This is a genomic window from Sphingomonas sorbitolis (assembly GCF_036663875.1).
Taxonomy (GTDB): Bacteria; Pseudomonadota; Alphaproteobacteria; order Sphingomonadales; family Sphingomonadaceae; genus Sphingomonas.
Genome location: NZ_JAXOJS010000001.1, coordinates 519,902 through 537,138, shown reverse-complemented (window position 1 = coordinate 537,138; position 17,237 = coordinate 519,902). Strand labels below are relative to the sequence as shown.

Sequence of the window (17,237 nt, the reverse complement as noted above, 5' to 3'; positions counted from 1 at the left end):
CGTGGAAATGATGCTCAATGTGATGCACCTTGATCGTCGCCAGCCATGCGAACCAGGGCTTGTACGCGGGGTACTAAGTGCAAAACGCGTGCGGCGTCACAACCGGATGCCGAGCCCGATCCCGAACACGAGCGGATCGAGGCTGATCGCGACCCGCTGCGTGCCGGCCGCGGTTGTCCGCAGCCGTGCGGTCGTGTCGATGTCGATGTATTTGACGTCGAGATTGAGGAAGACCTTCGGCGTGATGTCGATGTCGACGCCCGCCTGTGCCGCCCAGCCGAAACTGTCCTTCATGCGGACGTCGGTCGGTCCGACCGAGGCGGCGAGCCCCGACGACGCCTTTTCGTTCCAGAAAATCGTGTAGTTCACGCCGGCACCGACATAGGGCCGGATCTTGCCCATCGGGTTCAGGTGATATTGTGCGGTCAACGTCGGCGGCAGGACCCAAGTCGAGGCGAGCTTGCCGATCGAGCCGGTCGTGCCGGTGCGGCCATCGGCGTGGTGTTTGGTGGTCGCGGCAATCAGCTCGAAGCCGATATGGTTGGTCGCCATGTAGGTGACGTCGACCTCGGGCATGACGCTGTCGTTGACGCGTACATGCTCGCCGGGAAACGCGGGCAGGACGCTGCCCGAGGTCTCGTTCGGCGCTACCATGATCGCCCGGACGCGGACGAGTACGTCGCCGGCGGCGATGCCTTGTCGCGGTGCTGCGTCGGCCTGCGCGAAAGCGGGGGATGCGACCGCAGTCGCTGCGCATGCCGCTAAGGCGAGGCTCTTGATCCACGTCGTCATGGTCCGGCTCCTGTAATCCATACGGCCGGGCTATCTGCGCTGGAGAGTCGTGGCGTTGATCGCGGACAAGCAACGTGTTGACCGCGATCAAGGCGCCGTCCGGGCCGCGGCAATGCCGAGCGTTTCCGGACGGCCATCCGGCGCGCGTTCGAATGGTAAAATATGACAAAGAAATTAATTGTCGTATAATAATGGTAGGGCTAACACGGAACGAAGCACCAGGCTGATAAGGTGCCGGTTGGGGACTGCGACGGCCAAGAGCCTGTTGCAGAAAAAAGGGGGAGGATTTCATGAGCGCGCATATTCTTGACGTTGATCGGCGCCGCGGAGCCGTTGCTGCAATGCGGACCGGTGTATCCCTGGTCGCTTTGCTGACCGCTGGGGTAAGCGGTACGGCGTGGGCGCAGGCTGAGACACAAAGCATCTCCCCCGACACGACCCAGGCCGCCGTGCCTGGGCAGAACGTCGGCGAGCCCGCAGCGGACCAGACGGATGGTGACATCGTCGTTACTGGTCGCCGCGCCGCGCTCGAGGCTGCCGACGAGCGCAAGCGGCGCAGCGAGACGATCGTCGACTCGGTCGTCGCCGACGATGCCGGCAAGCTGCCCGACAACTCGATCACCGAAGTCCTGCAGCGCGTCTCGGGCGTGTCGATCGTGCGCTTTGCCGCACTTGGCGATCCCGATCACTATTCGGTCCAGGGTTCGGGCGTGCAGGTGCGCGGCCTGACCGGCGTCGCTTCGCGCCTCAACGGCCGCGAGATCTTCAGCGCGAACAATGGTCGCGCGATCCTGTGGAGCGACGTGACCCCCGAACTGATGTCGGCAGTCGACGTCTACAAGGCATCGACAGCAGACCTGATCGAGGGCGGCACCGGCGGCCAGATCGATCTGCGCACCAAGCTGCCGTTCGACTTCAACGGCAAGTTCCATATCGCGGGCACCAGCGAACTCGCGCTCGGCGACATGGCGAACAAGGCGGATCCGTCGGGTTCGGTGCTGATCACCGACTCGTTCGATACCCCGATCGGCCGGATCGGCCTGCTCGGCGACGTCGCGTTCAGTCAGTTCAGCTCGCTGTCGCAGTTCATCCGCGTCAGCCCGTATTTCAAGACGACGCTTAGCGACGGCAGCAGCAAGTACGTCCCGAGCGGCTTCGCGTATGGTGACGAGGCGTTCCAGTATAAGCGCTACGGCATCTATGGCGCGGCGCAGTGGCAGCCGGCAGAGTCGCTGACCTTCACCGGCAGCTTCTTCCAGTCGCGCTACAAAAGCCAGTCGAGCGATTACGGCACGCAGCTCGATGCGCAGACGCTGGCGGTCGATCCGGCGAGCAGCACGTTCGACAGCAACGGCCTGCTGACGAAGACCGACGCGCTCTTCAATCGCGATACGGCCACGTTCCTCCCCACCGGCGGCGCGGTCAACAGCAGCGGCAACAAGGGTTTCGTGGAGAGCAATACGCGGACGCGCGATTACTCGCTGTCGTTCGCCTGGGCACCCGTTGATAGCCATTTGTCGCTCAAGGGCTCGTTGCAGCGCGTCGACTCGCGTCAGATCTACGATCGCCTCGACATTTTTCGCGACATCGGCTTCGGCCAGAGCTTCGGCATGGATCTGACCGGCGACCTGCCGCAGATCACCGTCAGCCCGGCGACGCAGGCGTCGTTCGCGGATCCGGCGAATTATTTCTGGACGGCGTCGATGCCGCACAACGAACGCAACAAGGGCCGTCTCGACGCAGGGCAGCTCGATGCCGAATACAAGTTCGACAACAGCTTCTTCCGGTCGGTTAAGGTTGGTGGCCGTTATGCCAAGCGGACCGAGCGCGACCTGTCGAACGGCTATAACTGGACCGCGCTCGGCCGCGGCTGGAACGGCGACCCGCAGCTGACCTACGCCAACGCGGCGCCGGGCGACGTCGCCAGCCACGCGTTCAAGGACTTCTTCCGCGGCAACACGACGCTGCCCGGCAACCTGATGTTCGCGTCGGAAAGTCTGGCGGACCGGTTTAACGCCAACCGCACCGGGCTGGTAACGGCGCCGCCTGCCGGCTTCTGCACCGGTCGTGAGTTCGATTGTTCGGCCTCAGGTCCTCTGCCGGTCACCGGCTATGGCGGCCAGTTCAATCCGGACGGCACCCTGGCGATCAGGCCAGTCGGTTTCGTCCTGCCGGGCGATCAGGTCGAGAACCGCACCAAGAACATCGCAGGCTATGCGCTGGTGCGTTTCGGCCCCGAGGGCGACGCGCGCGGCATCTCCGGCAATATCGGCGTGCGGGTCGTGCGCATCGAGAACGAGGGCAGCGGCTTCATCCAGCAGAATGGCGGGACCGTCTTCATTCGCAATGGCGCTCAGGTGACGCTTGCGAACACCTTCCTCGCACGCGGCGGCAAGGCCGACTTCACGCGCGTCCTGCCGTCGGTCAATCTCGAATATGCGCCGACCGACAAGATCAAGGTGCGCGGCGGCTATAACATCACGATGGATTTGCCGACCTTCAACGCACTGCGCGCCTCGGGTTCGATCGGCGTGGCGACGACGCCCAGTCAGACTCCGGGCGGGATCGGGACGTTCAACAACTTTACCGCGGACACCGGCAATCCGTTGCTCAAGCCGACGCTGTCTAACAATTTCGATCTCTCGCTCGAATATTACGGACGCGCGGGCACGTCGTTCCACATCGCCCCATTCTACAAGCGGCTGACCAACCTGCCGATCTACGCGCTGACGACCCGGCAGGTGACGGTCCAGTTTACCGATGGAACGACGGAGAACGTATCGGCGTCGGCCACCGATTACAGCAACTCGACCAAGGAGGCTACCGTCAAGGGCGTCGAGGTCGGCGGACGCTTCTTCTTCGACATGCTGCCGGGTGCGCTTGCCGGGATCGGGTTCGAGGGGAACTACACGTTCATCAAGAGCAGCAATCCGGGCGACGTCTACCGCGACATTACCGGCGCGGTGAAGAGCGACGCGCCGCTGGTGGGTCTGTCGAAGCACAATCTGAACGCGACGCTGCTATATGAGCGCAATCCGATCTCGCTGCGGATCGCGTACTCGTGGCGCTCGCAATATCTGCTGTCGACCAACAGCAACGGCACGAACGGCACGTACACCTATTACAGCGCGCCAGGCGTCGTCAGCAATCAGGATGGCGGCCTCGATGCCTCCACCCAGATCGCGCTGCCGATCTATGGCGGCAATTACGGGTCGATCGATGCCGGCGTCCGCTTCAAGGTGACCGACTATCTGTCGTTCGGCGTGCAGGGGACCAACCTGACCGCGTCGACGCAGCGTACGCTGATGGGCGGGTATCCCGGCGGCAAGCTGGTCGGGCGTAGCTGGTTCCAGGCCGATCGTCGTATCAGCACTGGTATCAACCTCGCCTTCTGACGATGATACGCCGCTCGTCGACACCGTGTCGGCGAGCGGCAAAGCGAGGCTGTGATGACCAAGCGGATCCTGATCGTGGGCGGCGGCACTGCCGGGTGGCTGACCGCAGGCTATCTCGCCAAGCGGCTCGGCGCGGACCTTCCGGGCGGCGTCGCGATCACGCTCGTCGAATCGCGTGACATCGGGATTCTGGGTGTCGGCGAGGGGACCTTCCCGACAATCCGGCGGACGCTGGCGACGATCGGGATTGACGAGGCCGACCTGATCCGGCGCTGCGGCGCGACGTTCAAGCAGGGTGCCAAGTTCGTCCACTGGCGCCACGCGCCGGGGCAGGGGGCGACCGATCATTATTCGCACCCGTTCCAGGTCGCAGACGCGAGCGATGGCCTCGACCTGTTGCCCTATTGGCTGCTGGGCCTCGGCGGCACGGAGAATTGGGACGAGGTCTCCAACCCGCAGAAGAAGGCGGCCGACCGGCACCGCGCGCCCAAATTACCGACGCATCCCGATTATGTCGGTCCGCTGAACTACGCCTTCCACTTCGATGCGATTGCGCTGGCGGGGCTGTTGCGGGAGCAGGGCGTGAAGAACGGCGTCCGCCACCTGACCGACACCGTGAGCGAAGTGCTTCTTGAAAACGACGGCGCGATCGGTGGCGTCCGCACCGAGCAGAACGGTACACTTGACGCTGATCTCTATATCGACTGCACTGGCTTTCGCGCCGAGCTGATCGGCAAGGCGATGAATATCCCGTTCCGGTCGTGCCGCGACGTGCTGTTCTGCAACCGCGCGATCGCCGCGCAACTACCCTATACGCGGCCCGACGAACCGATCGCCTCGTACACGATCTCGATCGCGCAGGAGGCGGGCTGGATCTGGGATATCGGGCTCGATCGCCGGCGTGGCATTGGCCATGTCTATTCGTCCGACCATAGCGACGACGATGCTGCCGAGCGTGTGTTGCGCGGCTATCTAGGCGCGGCGGGCGAGACGGCCGACGTGCGCCACTTCAAGTTCGAGGCCGGCTACCGCGAGGTCAATTGGTACAAGAACTGCGTCGCGGTCGGGCTGTCGAGCGGCTTTTTCGAGCCGCTCGAAGCAACCGGCATCGCGTTTGCTGAGGTGTCCGCCGGGATGATCGCCAACCTGTTTCCCTGGGGTGGCGATTACGAGACGTCCGCACGCCAGTTCAACGCCAACATGCTGCGCCGCTACGAACGTGCGCTCGATTTCATCAAGCTGCATTATTGCATTTCGGAACGCCGCGACACCGCGTTCTGGCGCGACAATGTGGCCGACGCCTCGGTTCCGGATCGTCTGCTGGAGATGCTCGATCGCTGGCGGTTCCGGCCGCCCAACGAGCTCGACATCGACGGGCAGGTCGACATCTTCACCGAGGCAAGCTGGCAATATGTCTTGTACGGCATGGGCTGGAAGACCGACCTGAGCGCCAAGGCCGGCGTGCTGCGCTATGGCGACGACGCACGCCGGGCGTTCGCTGAGGTACAGCGCCAGGCGCGCTATGCGATCGCCAACCTCCCGTCGAACCGCGAATTGGTATCCTACGCCCAGTCCCACAGCTTTGGCGCGCGGGTCGCAGCGTGATCGGCCCATGGCCTGGGAAAATCACAAAGGTCGTGATCGTCGGCGGCGGTACGGCAGGCTGGATGACCGCGGCGGCCCTGTCGCGACTGGTCGCCAGCGGCGTTTCGGTCACCTTGGTCGAATCCGAGGAGATCGGCACGGTTGGCGTCGGCGAGGCGACGATCCCATCGCTGCTCGATTACAACCGCATGCTCGGGATCGACGAGGACGCGTTCGTCCGCGCGACCGGCGCTACGTTCAAGCTGGGGATCGAGTTTCGCAACTGGACGCGGGCCGGCGACTCCTATCTGCACCCGTTCGGCACGCACGGCCGCGACATCGACGGCGTTTCCTTTCATCAGCTCTGGCTCCGGCAGGCTGCCTCGGGCAACGCGGATCCGGGACCGATCGGCGACTATTGCCTGTCCTCCGTGGCGGCTCGGCGCGGGCGGTTCACTCGGCCGAGCGCCAATCCGCAGTCGGTGCTGTCGACCTTGTCGTACGCGTTCCATTTCGACGCAGGCCTCTACGCGACGTTCCTGCGCGACATCGCCGAGCAGGACGGGGTGGTCCGCGTCGAGGGGCGCGTGATTGCAGTCGATCGGAATGCCGAAACGGGATTCATCGAGGCGGTGCGGCTCGAAGGCGACCGCCGGATCGAGGGCGAATTGTTCATCGACTGCAGCGGTTTCCGGTCGCTGCTGCTCGGTAATACGCTGGGTGTGCCGTTTACGAGCTGGAAGCGATGGCTTTCCTGCGACCGGGCGTGGGCGGTGCCGAGCGAACGGCAGGGGCCACTGACGCCCTATACGCGGGCGACCGCGGATAGCGCCGGATGGCGCTGGCGGATTCCGCTCCAGCACCGGGTCGGCAACGGCTATGTCTATTCCAGCGCGCATATCGACGACGACGATGCCAAGCAGGTGCTGCTGGCGGGGCTTGATGGCGCGGCGTTGGGCGACCCCCGCCAGTTGCGTTTCGAGGCCGGGCGGCGCGAGCGGCTTTGGGACCGGAACTGCGTGGCGATCGGGTTGTCCGGCGGTTTCCTCGAACCGCTCGAATCGACCAGCATCCACTTGATCCAGTCGGGCATCGCGCGGTTGATGACCCTCTTCCCCGATCGTGGTTTCGATCCGGTCGAAATCGACGAGTACAACCGTGTCATGCTCCGCGAATACGCGCAGGTCCGCGATTTCATCATCCTCCATTATCACGCGACCGAACGATCGGATTCGCCATTCTGGGACCATTGTCGGACCATGGCGCTGCCGGAATCGCTGAAGGGCAAACTCGCGTTATGGCGGGGCAAGGCGCGGGTATTTCGCGGGCAGGGCGAATTGTTCACCCCCGATAGCTGGATCGCGGTGTTGCTCGGCCAGAATGTGCAGCCGGCGTCCTTCGATCCGTTGACGGGCGGGTTGCCGCTTGGCGAGGCGACGCGGTTCATGGCCCATATTCGAGAGATGATCGGCAAGACCGCCGAAGCGATGCCGACACACGAGGATTTCATCGCCCAGCACTGCGCGGCACCGATGTTCCGACAAGCGTGATGGGGACGCGCTATTCGGCCGATGCCGCGGCCATGTGCGGGGTGGGATGAGATACGGTGCTGGTGAGGCAATCGGGTGCGCTCATGATCTTCGCAGCGTAAAAGTGGGCACCTGTCGTCCGATATGCAGAGGGACGCTTGTAGCGGTCACGAATTTGGGCAACCAAGCCCTATGACCGAACCCAAGCCCACGAAGGTCCGCACGGCGCTGGGCCGCAATCTGACTTACGGTATGCTCGACGCCGTGGGACGCGCGATCGTCACGGGCCATTACGACGGAAAGCGATTTCCTACCGAGGCGGAACTGGCGATCGAGCACGGCGTGAGCCGGTCGGTGACGCGCGAGGCGGTCAAAATGCTGACCGCGAAGGGTTTGCTTTCCGCGCGTCCGCGGCAGGGTACCATCATTCAGCCAAATTCGACCTGGAACCTCTTCGACACCGATGTGCTGCGCTGGTTGCTCGAACGCCAGTTTACCCTGCCGCTGCTCCGCAGCTTCAACGAGCTGCGCCTTGCGGTCGAGCCGATGGCGGCGCAACTCGCGGCACTGCACGCCACGCCGTCGGGCATCGCGATGATTGCGGCGGGCTATGCGCGCATGGAGGCGGCCGAGCGCGGCGATGACGATGCGCTCGAGGCCGACATCGTGTTCCACGTTGCGATCCTGCGAGCGTGCGACAACCCGTTCTTCGCGCAGTTCGAGGATCTTGTGTCGACGGCGCTACGGACCTCGATCCGCTTCACCAACCGGTTCAAGGGCCGCAGCGCAAGCCTGCCCGCGCATAAGGCCGTGCTCGAGGCGATCGCTGCGCGCGATGCGGCTTCCGCGAGCGCCACGATCCGATCGATCATCGAGGACGTTATGATCTTGATCCGCCAGGCCGAGAGCGAGGGCGCGGTGGTCGATCGCGGGGCGGCCCTGCTGGGCTGAGCAGCGCTCCCAATCGTATCCGCGTTGATCCGTGGTCCGTAAGGCGCAGCCCATAATGGTTAGACCAGGCCTCGGCCTTCGATCTTCAGGACAGGGACGAAGCTGTCCCCCGGGTTCGTGGGCATCGTCAGGTGCAGACCGCGCGCGTCGCGGTGATGCGCCATGCCGCCGCCGCCGAGCAACGTCACACGCTCGACCACGCCATCGGCGAAACGGTTGCGCCCCAGTGCCTCGATCGTGACCTCGCCCTGCGGCCAGCCGAGGAACAGCGCGTAGAGTGCGCCCTTGTTGGTGGTGAAGCGCACGTCGCGCGGCGTGAACACGCCCGACGACTGCTCGTTCTGCATGCCGGCCTGAAGCTTTGTCGGGCCTTCGCCGTAGATCCGCCATGGCCGCGAGCCGAAGATCGCTTCGTCGTTGACCGCGATCCAGCGGCTCATGCCGTCGAGGATCTTTTCCTCTTCGCCGTCGATCGAGCCGTCGCCGGGCTGCGGGATCGAGAGAAGCAAATTGCCGTTCTTCGACACGACATCGGCGAGCCGCTGGATCACCTGCTCAGCGGTCTTGTAGCTTTTGTCGTTGAGCCGGGCGACGTTGTAGAACCAGTCGCCGATACAGGTGTCAGTCTGCCACGGCTCGTCCCACAGATGGTCGGTGAAGCCGCGCTCGACGTCCTGCACGAGGCCGAACCGCGCATAGGGCTTCAGTTGCTTGGCGGTCAGCACGACGTCGATCTTGCCGTGCCAGGCGATCGAGCGGTTGTAATAATCCGCCGCTGCCTGGAGCCCGATCGGCCCGAACGGCAGTTCGTAATCGTCGAAATAGCAGAAGTCGGGCTTGTACTTGTCGATCATGTCGGTCTGCCGCAGCAGCCATTTCGCGGCATAGCCCGGATCGTTAGGCGGCGGCGTCTCGATCCACTGGCCGTCATTCGCGTCGTGCCATGCGTTCATCGCCGCGATCGTATCGATGCCGTTGGGCAGGACCGCATGCGCGCCGGTATAGAGCTGTTGCGGGTCGAGACCTTCCCACCACTTACCGTGGCCATCGGCGGTCCGCAGTTTGAACGCGTCGTAGCGCTGGCCCTTCAGCGGACCGGTCGGATCATAGCCATAGGCGGTCTGATACCAGTGCCAGCTGTGTGCGGCATGGTTCGAGACGCCGAACTTGAGCCCGGCCTTCCGTGCCGCCTTTTCCCAGGTGCCGACGACGTCGCGCTTCGGCCCGACGCGGAGCGAATTCCAGGCGTGATAGCGGCTGTCGTAGCAGTCGAGATTGTCGTGGTGATTGGCGAGCGAAACGAAATATTTCGCGCCGGCCTTCGCATAGCGGGCGATCAGCGCGTCGGGATCCCAGCGTTCCGCGGTCCAGCGGTTCATCACCTCCATCATCCCCAACTTAGTCGGATGACCATAGGTCTTGAGGTGATGTTCGTACGCCGGATGGCCCTGCATATACATGAAGCGGCCGTACCAATCGCCTTGCTCGGGCACCGACTGCGGACCCCAATGCGACCACAGGCCGAGCTTCGCGTCGCGGAACCACTCGGGGTAGCGATAGTGATCGACCAGCGATTGCCAGGTCGGCTGTACCGGCCCGCGCGCGAGCCCCATCGGGCTTTGCGCAAGCGCGTGTGTTGCCGGACCGAGTGCGGCGATCCCGGCGAGGACCGAACGGCGGCTGAGATCGATACTCACTTGGCTGCGATGGTCCGGCGGATCGCGGCCAGGGCCAGCGGGCGCATCACCGCATAGCCGGCGGGAGTCGGGTGGACGCCGTCGCTCGCGAGCCCCGGCTTCATCGCGCCTTCGGGTGTGGCTAGCGCGGTGTAATAGTCGACATAGGTGAAGCCGTTCTTCGCCGCATAGGCCTTCAGCCAGCTGTTGAGCGCGCGGATCTGCGGCACCGGCTGCTTGTCCTTGCTCCACGGGAAGGCGGCGGCGGGCGGGGTCGAGGCGATAATCACCTTGATACCGTTCGCACGCGCGAGGTCGGCCATGCTGGCAATGTTGCCCTGGACGATTTCCATCGTCGAGGCACCGGTGTTGCCGGCGATGTCGTTGGTGCCCGCCATGATATGGACCGCGCGCGGTTTCAGCGCGATCACGTCCTCGCGGAAGCGTACCAGCATCTGCGGCGTGGTCTGCCCGCTGATCCCGCGATCGACCAGTCCGTCGGTGAACAGCGTGGCATCCGCACCGATCCAGTTGTCGGTGATCGAATCGCCCATGAAGACCACGCGGACCGGTGTGTTGGAAGCCTTCAGCTCTTCGTTCTGCCCGCGGTAGCGGCACAGTTGGCCAAAGTCGCGCGTGAGCGAATGCAGCTTCCACGCCTCCCATCCGGCGCCGTCTGTCGGCGACGGATGCGCAGGGCAGGGCGCCGTGACGATCCCGACCGGATCGCCGGCATAGGGATCGCCCGGGATATTGGTCTGCGCGGCCACCGGTAAGGCGACCAACGTCAGCGCGGCGATGCAGACTGCGCGGATCACTTCGAAGAGACGATCTGGATCAGCGATGCGGCGTCCTGCCCGGTCGGCAGCTTGCCCGATGCGGTCAGGCGCCGGGTCTTGTCGTCCCAGCGCAGCATCGCCTTGCGCCCGCCCTTGGTCCGATAGTCGTTGGTCACGCCGTCATCGTCGTACAGAGCGAAGCTCGCGTCTGCGCCGGGATACACACGGATGCTCTCGAGCGCCTGCGCGGTCGCGGTGCTCGGCACCTGGACGCCCATCGGGATGATCGAGCCGGCGCGCACGAACAGCGGGATCTTGTCGATCGGCGCATTCGCGGTGACGGTCTGGCCGCCTGTGAACCGCTGGTTGGTCCAGTAATCATACCATTCGGCACCCGCCGGCAGATAGACCTGGCGGCTGGTCTTGCCCTGTTCGGTGACAGGCGCGACCAGGAAGGCGGGGCCGAACATATATTCGTCGCCCATGTCGGCGACGTTGGGATCGTTCGGGAAATCCATGAACAACGCCCGCATCATCGGCGCATTGCTCTCGTAGGTGTGGCGACCAAGCGAGTAGATGTACGGCATCAGCGCATAGCGCAGCTTCAGGAAGTTCGCGAGGACCGGCTCGGCGGCCGTGCCATATTGCCAGATCGCGGTTGCCGGACGCTGGCCGTGAATACGCAAGGTCGGCGTGAACACGCTATACCCGAACCAGCGCGTGAACAGCTCGGGGTAGTCCGCGTAATCCGGCGCCATCGCGGTCGCGCCGGCGGGATCGAGCAGCACAGGACGCGTCGCCTTCGGCCCGTTCGGCCATTGCCAGCCACCGATGTCGCTGCCCCAATAGGCCATGCCGCTCGCGGTGAAGCCGAGCCCGGCCGGCACCTGTCGATGCAGCGCTTCCCAAGTCGACTTGATGTCCGACGACCAGAACAGGCCGCCGTTGCGCTGGGCACCCAGATACGCCGCGCGCGACAGGATCAGGTTGCGCATCGTGGGACGGTCCTTGGCCGACCCGTCCGCGACGCTCATCGTATGGAGCAGCGGGAAGACGTTGTGATAGCGGTCGCCCGAGCCGATCGAGTAGAAGCTGCCGTCGGGCACCAGATCGGGTTCGGTCTCGTCGAGCCAGAACCAGTCGAAGCCCTGGCTGGCGATGTTGTCGCGGATCCGGTCCCAGAACCAGTGGCGCGCATCGGGGTTGGTGCTGTCGAGCAACGCGCCCGCACGATCCGAGCGGATCGGCAGGCCGTCGACGACGTTGCCGTCTTTGTCCTTCAGCAACCAGCCCTTGGTCGACAACAGGTCGAAATACCGCGATTCCTTCTCGAAGCGCGGCCAGACGCTGATGATCGAATGCATCCCCATCGACTTCAACTTGTCGTTCATGCCCTTGGGATCGGGGAAATAGTTCCGGTCGATGTCGAGCTGGCCCATGCGCGACCAGTAGAACCAGTCGAGCACCATGATGTCGAGCGGCAGGCCGCGGCTGCGATACCCGGTGGCGACGTCGAGCAATTCTTTCTCGGTCTCGTACCGCGCCTTGCTCTGGATAAGGCCGAACGCAGCCTTTGGCGGCAGCGGCGTGGTGCCGGTCAGCGTCGCGTAGCCGGCATAGATCTCGTCGGTGGTGGCGCCGGTGATGACGAAGAACGAGACGCGCTCGCCGACCTCCGACTGCCAGTGCGTCGAACTATGCAGGCCGGGGGAAACGACGGTCGAGGACGGATTGTCCCATACGATGCCATAGCCCTTGTTGGTGACCATGAACGGCACGCAGACCGTCTCGCCCGCGGGCGCATCGTAATTGTGGCGGCAGTCGATCGTGCGGCCGCGCAGGTCGAGCTTGCCCTCCTGGTTCTGGCCGAGCCCGTAATAATGCTCGTCAGCGGGCGAGGCGAAGCTCGCGCCGACGCGGAACGTCTTCTCGCCGTTGACGGTATGCGGCGCCATTTCCCAGCCGGTCATCTGCGTTAGCATAGTGCCGTCCGCCTTGCGGATCGTCACCGACACCGGCGGTAGCGACGGTGCGAAATAACGCTCCATCTGCGTCGGCGCCTTGGGCCAAGGCTTCGCATCGACCGAGAGCGACAGCGCGGAAGAGACGAAGACGTCGGCGCCTGCGTCGTTACGATGCATCCAGCCGGCGGCATCGGGCTTTGCGTTGGGGCCATCGCCGGGGGGCGCGTCGACCTGCCCACGGTCGGTCGCGATCGTCACGCGGACGATGTTGGGGGCATAGGCCTCGACCGAAACCAGGCTGCCGTTGCGATCGACCGTCGCGATCGGTGCAGCAGTGGCGGCGGTGCCGAGCGTCGCTAGTGAAACCCCCATGGTCAACCGGGCGATCAGCCGCGAAGACCAGCCCCATCGCGACGTGGTGCGGGACTGGTCAGACGATTGCGCGTCGATACGGGCTGGGGAAATGTACATCGAAATCCTCTCCACGGGTCTATGCCCTGACGGTAGCGCTATCTTGGCCGAGACGGTAATTTTGTCGTATAATTGCAGATACGGCGCGCGGATCAACCGTATTCCGCGTCGACGCAAGGCGAAGACCCGGATTGGCCACTTATCGGGCGTCGTTATTGGAGCAGCGCCACGCCGTACGGCGGAAGGTCGAGCCGATCGGTATAGGCTTTGCCAATCAGAATATCGTGCTGCTTGCCTGCCAAGGCCACACGAGCAGGCGCGGTGTTCGTGTTCACGTACAGCGTCCGCCTATCGACAATGCGCGCGACCACGCCCGGCGGAGTGACCGGGCCACGCTCGATCCCGAGTTCGGTATAGAGCGATCGCACGAGCGGATCGAGAAACGCGCCTTGCGCGGCGGTGGCGAGATAGATCGCCCGGCCCTTGCCGAAGCGGTTGACCGTGACCGCCGGGCTGGGCTTGGGCGTGTTGGTGAACATGGCCAGCGGTTTGGCCGTGCTCGGTTCGAGCACCTCGTAATAGGGATCGCTACCAATCTGCTCCTTGCCGTCGAACATGATCTTCAGCGGTTGCTCGGCGCTATAGAATTCGTTGGTCCGCACGCCGAACACGTCGGTCAGCCGGCCGGGCAGCGGCGTCTCGAACCATTTGCCGGTCTCGTCGACCTTAGCAGAATAGCCGGTCATGATCACCGTCCCGCCGTTCGCGACATAGCGACGCACGGCCTCGGCGGTTTCCTTGTCGATCATGTATGCGCTGGGCAGGATCACGAGCTTGTAGCGGTCGATCGCGTCGTGGCCGATGTCGATCACCGCGGTATCGATGTTGTCGGCGAACAGCGGTGCGAGCGCAGCCTTGGCCTGATCGGGATAGCTGGTCTTGAAATATTCCTGCATTGTGTTCGGCCCCGGCGGGGGCGAGGTCAGCCAGTTGGTCTGGAACGAATAGGCGATCGCCACCTCGGGCTTGCGATAGCGCGGGAAGCCCATCGACTTCAGCTTGGCGAACTCGCTGGCGATCTGGCCGAACTCGCCGACCTTCCACGACGGGCGGCCGTCATGGTCGACCAGCCCGAACAACCCCTGTTCCTCGCCGCCGCTATGCGAGTTGAAGGTCCAGGCGAGGAAGGTCTGCGCGTAATAGATCAGCCCGAAATAGGCCCACATCCGCGACCGGCCCGGCGTGCCGTAATAACCGCCGCCGCCCGCAGTGAACTCGTTCAGCCACATCGGCGTATCGTGGCCGGCGCGGTTGCGCGACACGTCGAGCGCGGCGCCGAGCGGCTCGCCCGGATAGAAGCCCTGGCCGCCATAGGTCGAGACCTTCTCCCACGACCGCAGATAATCGAACCCCTTGGTCCAGGCGTCGGGCCAGAAATTCGACGCGACGGGCAGGTTGGGCGCGTATTGTTTCCGCACCGCTTCGAGGTCGGTCAGCGCGCCGACCGTGTCGTCGGACCAGAAGCGGCGGAGGTCGAGATTGCGCTCGTTTGGTCCGGGGCCAGTGCCATAGGGCAGGTCGACCTCGTCCCAACTGTTGATCCGACGCGACCAGCGCTGCGTCGCCCAGGCGGTGTTGAGCGCTACGATCGTCCCGTATTTCTTCTGCAGCCAGCCGACGAAGCGTTGCCGATCAGCCGGCGAATACGACATCTGGCCGTTGCCGATCTCGTTGGTGTAGCCGACCGCGATCACCGCGGGATTATGCGCGTACCGCTTGAGCATCTGCTCGGCGAGCCGCCGAACCAGCCGGCGATAATCGGGATCGCTGATATTGTCCCAATAGCGCGTCGCGGCATTGCGGCGGACGCCGTCCTGGGTGACGAGATCGACACCGGGGTAGTGTTTGTGCAGCCAGGTCGGGGCGGGCTGGCCGGGAATGTCGAGGAGCACCTTGATCCCGGCGGCATGCATCTGGTCGAGGATCGCGTCGAACCATTCGAACGTGAAATGGCCTTCCTGCGGCTCGAACGAATCCCAGGACAGGTCGCCCATCCGGACCATGGTGAACCCGGCCTTCTTCATGATCGCGATGTCCTGGCGGATCTGCTCGGGCGAACGGTCGATTGGCTGGTAGCAGGCGCCGACGAACAGGTCGCCGCGGCCGGGCCAGTCGGGATGCCCGACGGCACTCTGCGCCTGCGCCGGAGCGATGCCGGCAAGCGGTACCGACAGCGTTGCCGCGGCGAGCATCGCAAACCGCAGGGCGCGGATCAGGGGGTGTTTCAAATAGCCTCTCCAAGCTCGTGTTCGATCGACGCGCACATCGTGCACGTGCGGTATTTCCGGTCAGGCGAAATCGATCGCGAACGCGCTCGCGTGACGCGTCGGCAAAGTCGCAGGCAGGTCGATCACCAGAGCCTGTCCGGTCTGGCGAAACGCGATCGCGCCGGGGCGGCCGAGCAGGCGCACTGCGCGTACCCGGCGTCGTTCGTGCGGGTTGGGCTGGGCGAGCGACGTGATCACGGTCTGCCCCCGAGGCATGCCGAGCGTGATCGCGTACAGCGTCTCGCCCTTCGTCGTGAAGCGGATGTCCTGCGGGGTGTAACTCGTCTTTTCCGCAAACGCGCCAGCGACCGCAGTGGTCGGTCCCTCGCCATAGATCTTCCACGGACGCGTGCCGTGGATCGCCTCGCCATTGGCAGCCATCCATGGCGCCAGATCGCTCAGCAACCGATCGGATTCCGGGGGCAGGCTGCCGTCGCCGTGCATCACGACGTTCAGCAGCAGGTTGCCGTTCTTGCTGACGACGTCGGCCAGCATCGCGACGACCTCGTCGGTGGTCTTGTAGGTGTCGGTCCGGTTGAAGAACCAGTCGCCGTTCGAGGTGTCGGTCTGCCAGGGGTGTGGGTTGATACCCTTCAGGACCCCGCGCTCGACGTCCTGCACCGCCCAGTCCGTGCTGAACGCGCCCGAGCCCGTATCCTTGCAGTTGTAGACGGTGTCCAGCTTTCCGGTGCGCGCCATGCTGTTGAAGAAATGTGCGAGCAGCGAGCGTCCGACCTCGCCGAACGGCAGGCCGCCATCCGAATACAGCAGGTCGGGCTGGTAGCTGTCGATGAGGTCGCGGATCCGGTCGAACCACAGCGCGTGATATGTCGGGTTGGTCGTGTACCAGCTCGCGGGCGTGTTGATGAACGGCTCGTCGCGGTTGGTGTGATAGAGATCGGCATAGCGCGGATCGGCGCCGTCATAGGCGACCCCGAGCTTGGGCCAGAACTGATCGTAGAGGTGGTTGGGATACCACCAGCTATAGCTCGCGCCGAGATGCTCGGACACGCCGAAGCGAAGGCCGCGCCGTGTCGCAGCCGCTTTCCACTCGCCGACGATGTCGCGCTTTGGGCCCATTGCCACAGCGTTCCAGCGATGATGTTTCGACCGCCACAGGTCGAAATTATCGTGATGCACGCCCATCGAGACGAGGTAGCGCGCGCCGGTGGCGGCATAGCGCGCGGCGAGTGCGTCGGGATCGAACTTCTCCGCGCGCCATAAAGGAATGATATCCTTGTAGCCGACCTTGGAGGGGTGGCCGTAGGTCTTGACGTGGTGGTTGTAATGCGGGTGACCGGGGACGTACATGAAGCGTGCGTACCAGTCGCCCTGGCTCGGTACCGCCTGTGGTCCCCAATGAGCCCAGATCCCGAACTTGGCGTCGCGAAACCAGTCCGGTGCGCGATAACCGGCGAGCGACTGTGCGGTGGAATCGAACCGGCCGGGCGTTATGGCGCGATGGAAGAGAGGCGACGGTTTCGTCGCCGCCGGCGATGCGGCGGCACGCGACAGCCCGCTCAGACCCAGCGTCGCTGCTAGCGGTGCTCCCAGTATCTCGCGTTTGCTGAACGTCATTACGCTTCTCCCCACACGCGGTTTCGACAGTCCGGAAAGAGCGTCGATGGAATTTACGCCTTTTTTTTTAGGTCGGCGTTTAAGTCCTACAATTACAATTTGATACGCTACCTTGCTGGAAGCCTACACCAGGATCGCATAGCAGTTTAGGACCGATTTGGTCGGATATTGACGTAGTTCGACGAAACAACTCCGAGTATCGTCATTCCATGTGCGACATTTTTGCCATCGTACCGGATGAATTGTCCGCG

The 17,237-nt window shown here is 64.1% G+C and carries 10 protein-coding genes; 4 read left to right on the top strand and 6 right to left on the bottom strand.

All coding sequences use genetic code 11. The features are described 5' to 3' along the window. Positions 1 to 96: 96 nt before the first annotated feature. The gene (locus U1763_RS02195) at positions 97 to 792 is read right to left on the bottom strand and encodes an OmpW/AlkL family protein (RefSeq protein ID WP_332753898.1); all 696 of its coding nucleotides are present in this window, start codon (positions 790 to 792) and stop codon (positions 97 to 99) included. Positions 793 to 1,082: 290 nt separating this feature from the next. Between U1763_RS02195 and U1763_RS02190 the strand changes: the two genes are divergently transcribed. From U1763_RS02190 to U1763_RS02175, 4 genes are all read left to right on the top strand, one after another. Further along, the gene (locus U1763_RS02190) at positions 1,083 to 4,187 is read left to right on the top strand and encodes a TonB-dependent receptor (RefSeq protein WP_332753897.1); all 3,105 of its coding nucleotides are present in this window, start codon (positions 1,083 to 1,085) and stop codon (positions 4,185 to 4,187) included. Between the two features lie 54 nt (positions 4,188 to 4,241). Then, positions 4,242 to 5,792 (top strand): tryptophan halogenase family protein, encoded by a 1,551-nt coding sequence (locus U1763_RS02185; RefSeq protein ID WP_332753896.1) that lies wholly within the window; start codon positions 4,242 to 4,244, stop codon positions 5,790 to 5,792. Beyond that, positions 5,789 to 7,321, top strand: a complete 1,533-nt coding sequence (locus tag U1763_RS02180; protein WP_332753895.1) for a tryptophan halogenase family protein — start codon at positions 5,789 to 5,791, stop codon at positions 7,319 to 7,321. Before U1763_RS02185 ends, U1763_RS02180 begins: the two co-directional genes overlap by 4 nt. Before the next feature lie 171 nt (positions 7,322 to 7,492). Further along, on the top strand, positions 7,493 to 8,251 hold the full coding sequence (locus tag U1763_RS02175) for a FadR/GntR family transcriptional regulator (RefSeq protein WP_332753894.1): 759 nt from the start codon (positions 7,493 to 7,495) through the stop codon (positions 8,249 to 8,251). 59 nt (positions 8,252 to 8,310) lie between these two features. Here the strand turns inward: U1763_RS02175 and U1763_RS02170 are convergent, their stop codons facing one another. From U1763_RS02170 to U1763_RS02150, 5 genes are all read right to left on the bottom strand, one after another. Continuing rightward, on the bottom strand, positions 8,311 to 9,942 hold the full coding sequence (locus U1763_RS02170; protein ID WP_332754398.1) for an alpha-L-fucosidase: 1,632 nt from the start codon (positions 9,940 to 9,942) through the stop codon (positions 8,311 to 8,313). Between the two features lie 2 nt (positions 9,943 to 9,944). Then, complete coding sequence (locus tag U1763_RS02165) at positions 9,945 to 10,745, bottom strand: SGNH/GDSL hydrolase family protein (RefSeq protein WP_332753893.1); 801 nt, start codon at positions 10,743 to 10,745, stop codon at positions 9,945 to 9,947. Then, positions 10,742 to 13,042, bottom strand: coding sequence for a glycoside hydrolase family 31 protein (locus U1763_RS02160; protein ID WP_332754397.1), 2,301 nt, complete (start codon positions 13,040 to 13,042; stop codon positions 10,742 to 10,744). The genes U1763_RS02165 and U1763_RS02160 overlap by 4 nt, the downstream gene beginning before the upstream one ends. Before the next feature lie 251 nt (positions 13,043 to 13,293). Continuing rightward, positions 13,294 to 15,369, bottom strand: coding sequence for a beta-galactosidase (locus U1763_RS02155; protein WP_332753892.1), 2,076 nt, complete (start codon positions 15,367 to 15,369; stop codon positions 13,294 to 13,296). Between the two features lie 60 nt (positions 15,370 to 15,429). Further along, positions 15,430 to 16,986: an alpha-L-fucosidase gene (locus U1763_RS02150; protein WP_332753891.1), complete on the bottom strand. Its 1,557-nt coding sequence runs from the start codon at positions 16,984 to 16,986 to the stop codon at positions 15,430 to 15,432. Positions 16,987 to 17,237: the final 251 nt, after the last annotated feature.

What these genes read in the sequence shown, in the direction of transcription:
- U1763_RS02195 (WP_332753898.1), bottom strand. Translation starts at nt 792, where the DNA reads ATGACGACGTGGATCAAGAGCCTCGCCTTAGCGGCATGCGCAGCGACT.
- U1763_RS02190 (WP_332753897.1), top strand. Translation starts at nt 1,083, where the DNA reads ATGAGCGCGCATATTCTTGACGTTGATCGGCGCCGCGGAGCCGTTGCT.
- U1763_RS02185 (WP_332753896.1), top strand. Translation starts at nt 4,242, where the DNA reads ATGACCAAGCGGATCCTGATCGTGGGCGGCGGCACTGCCGGGTGGCTG.
- U1763_RS02175 (WP_332753894.1), top strand. Translation starts at nt 7,493, where the DNA reads ATGACCGAACCCAAGCCCACGAAGGTCCGCACGGCGCTGGGCCGCAAT.
- U1763_RS02160 (WP_332754397.1), bottom strand. Translation starts at nt 13,042, where the DNA reads ATGGGGGTTTCACTAGCGACGCTCGGCACCGCCGCCACTGCTGCACCG.
- U1763_RS02150 (WP_332753891.1), bottom strand. Translation starts at nt 16,986, where the DNA reads ATGACGTTCAGCAAACGCGAGATACTGGGAGCACCGCTAGCAGCGACG.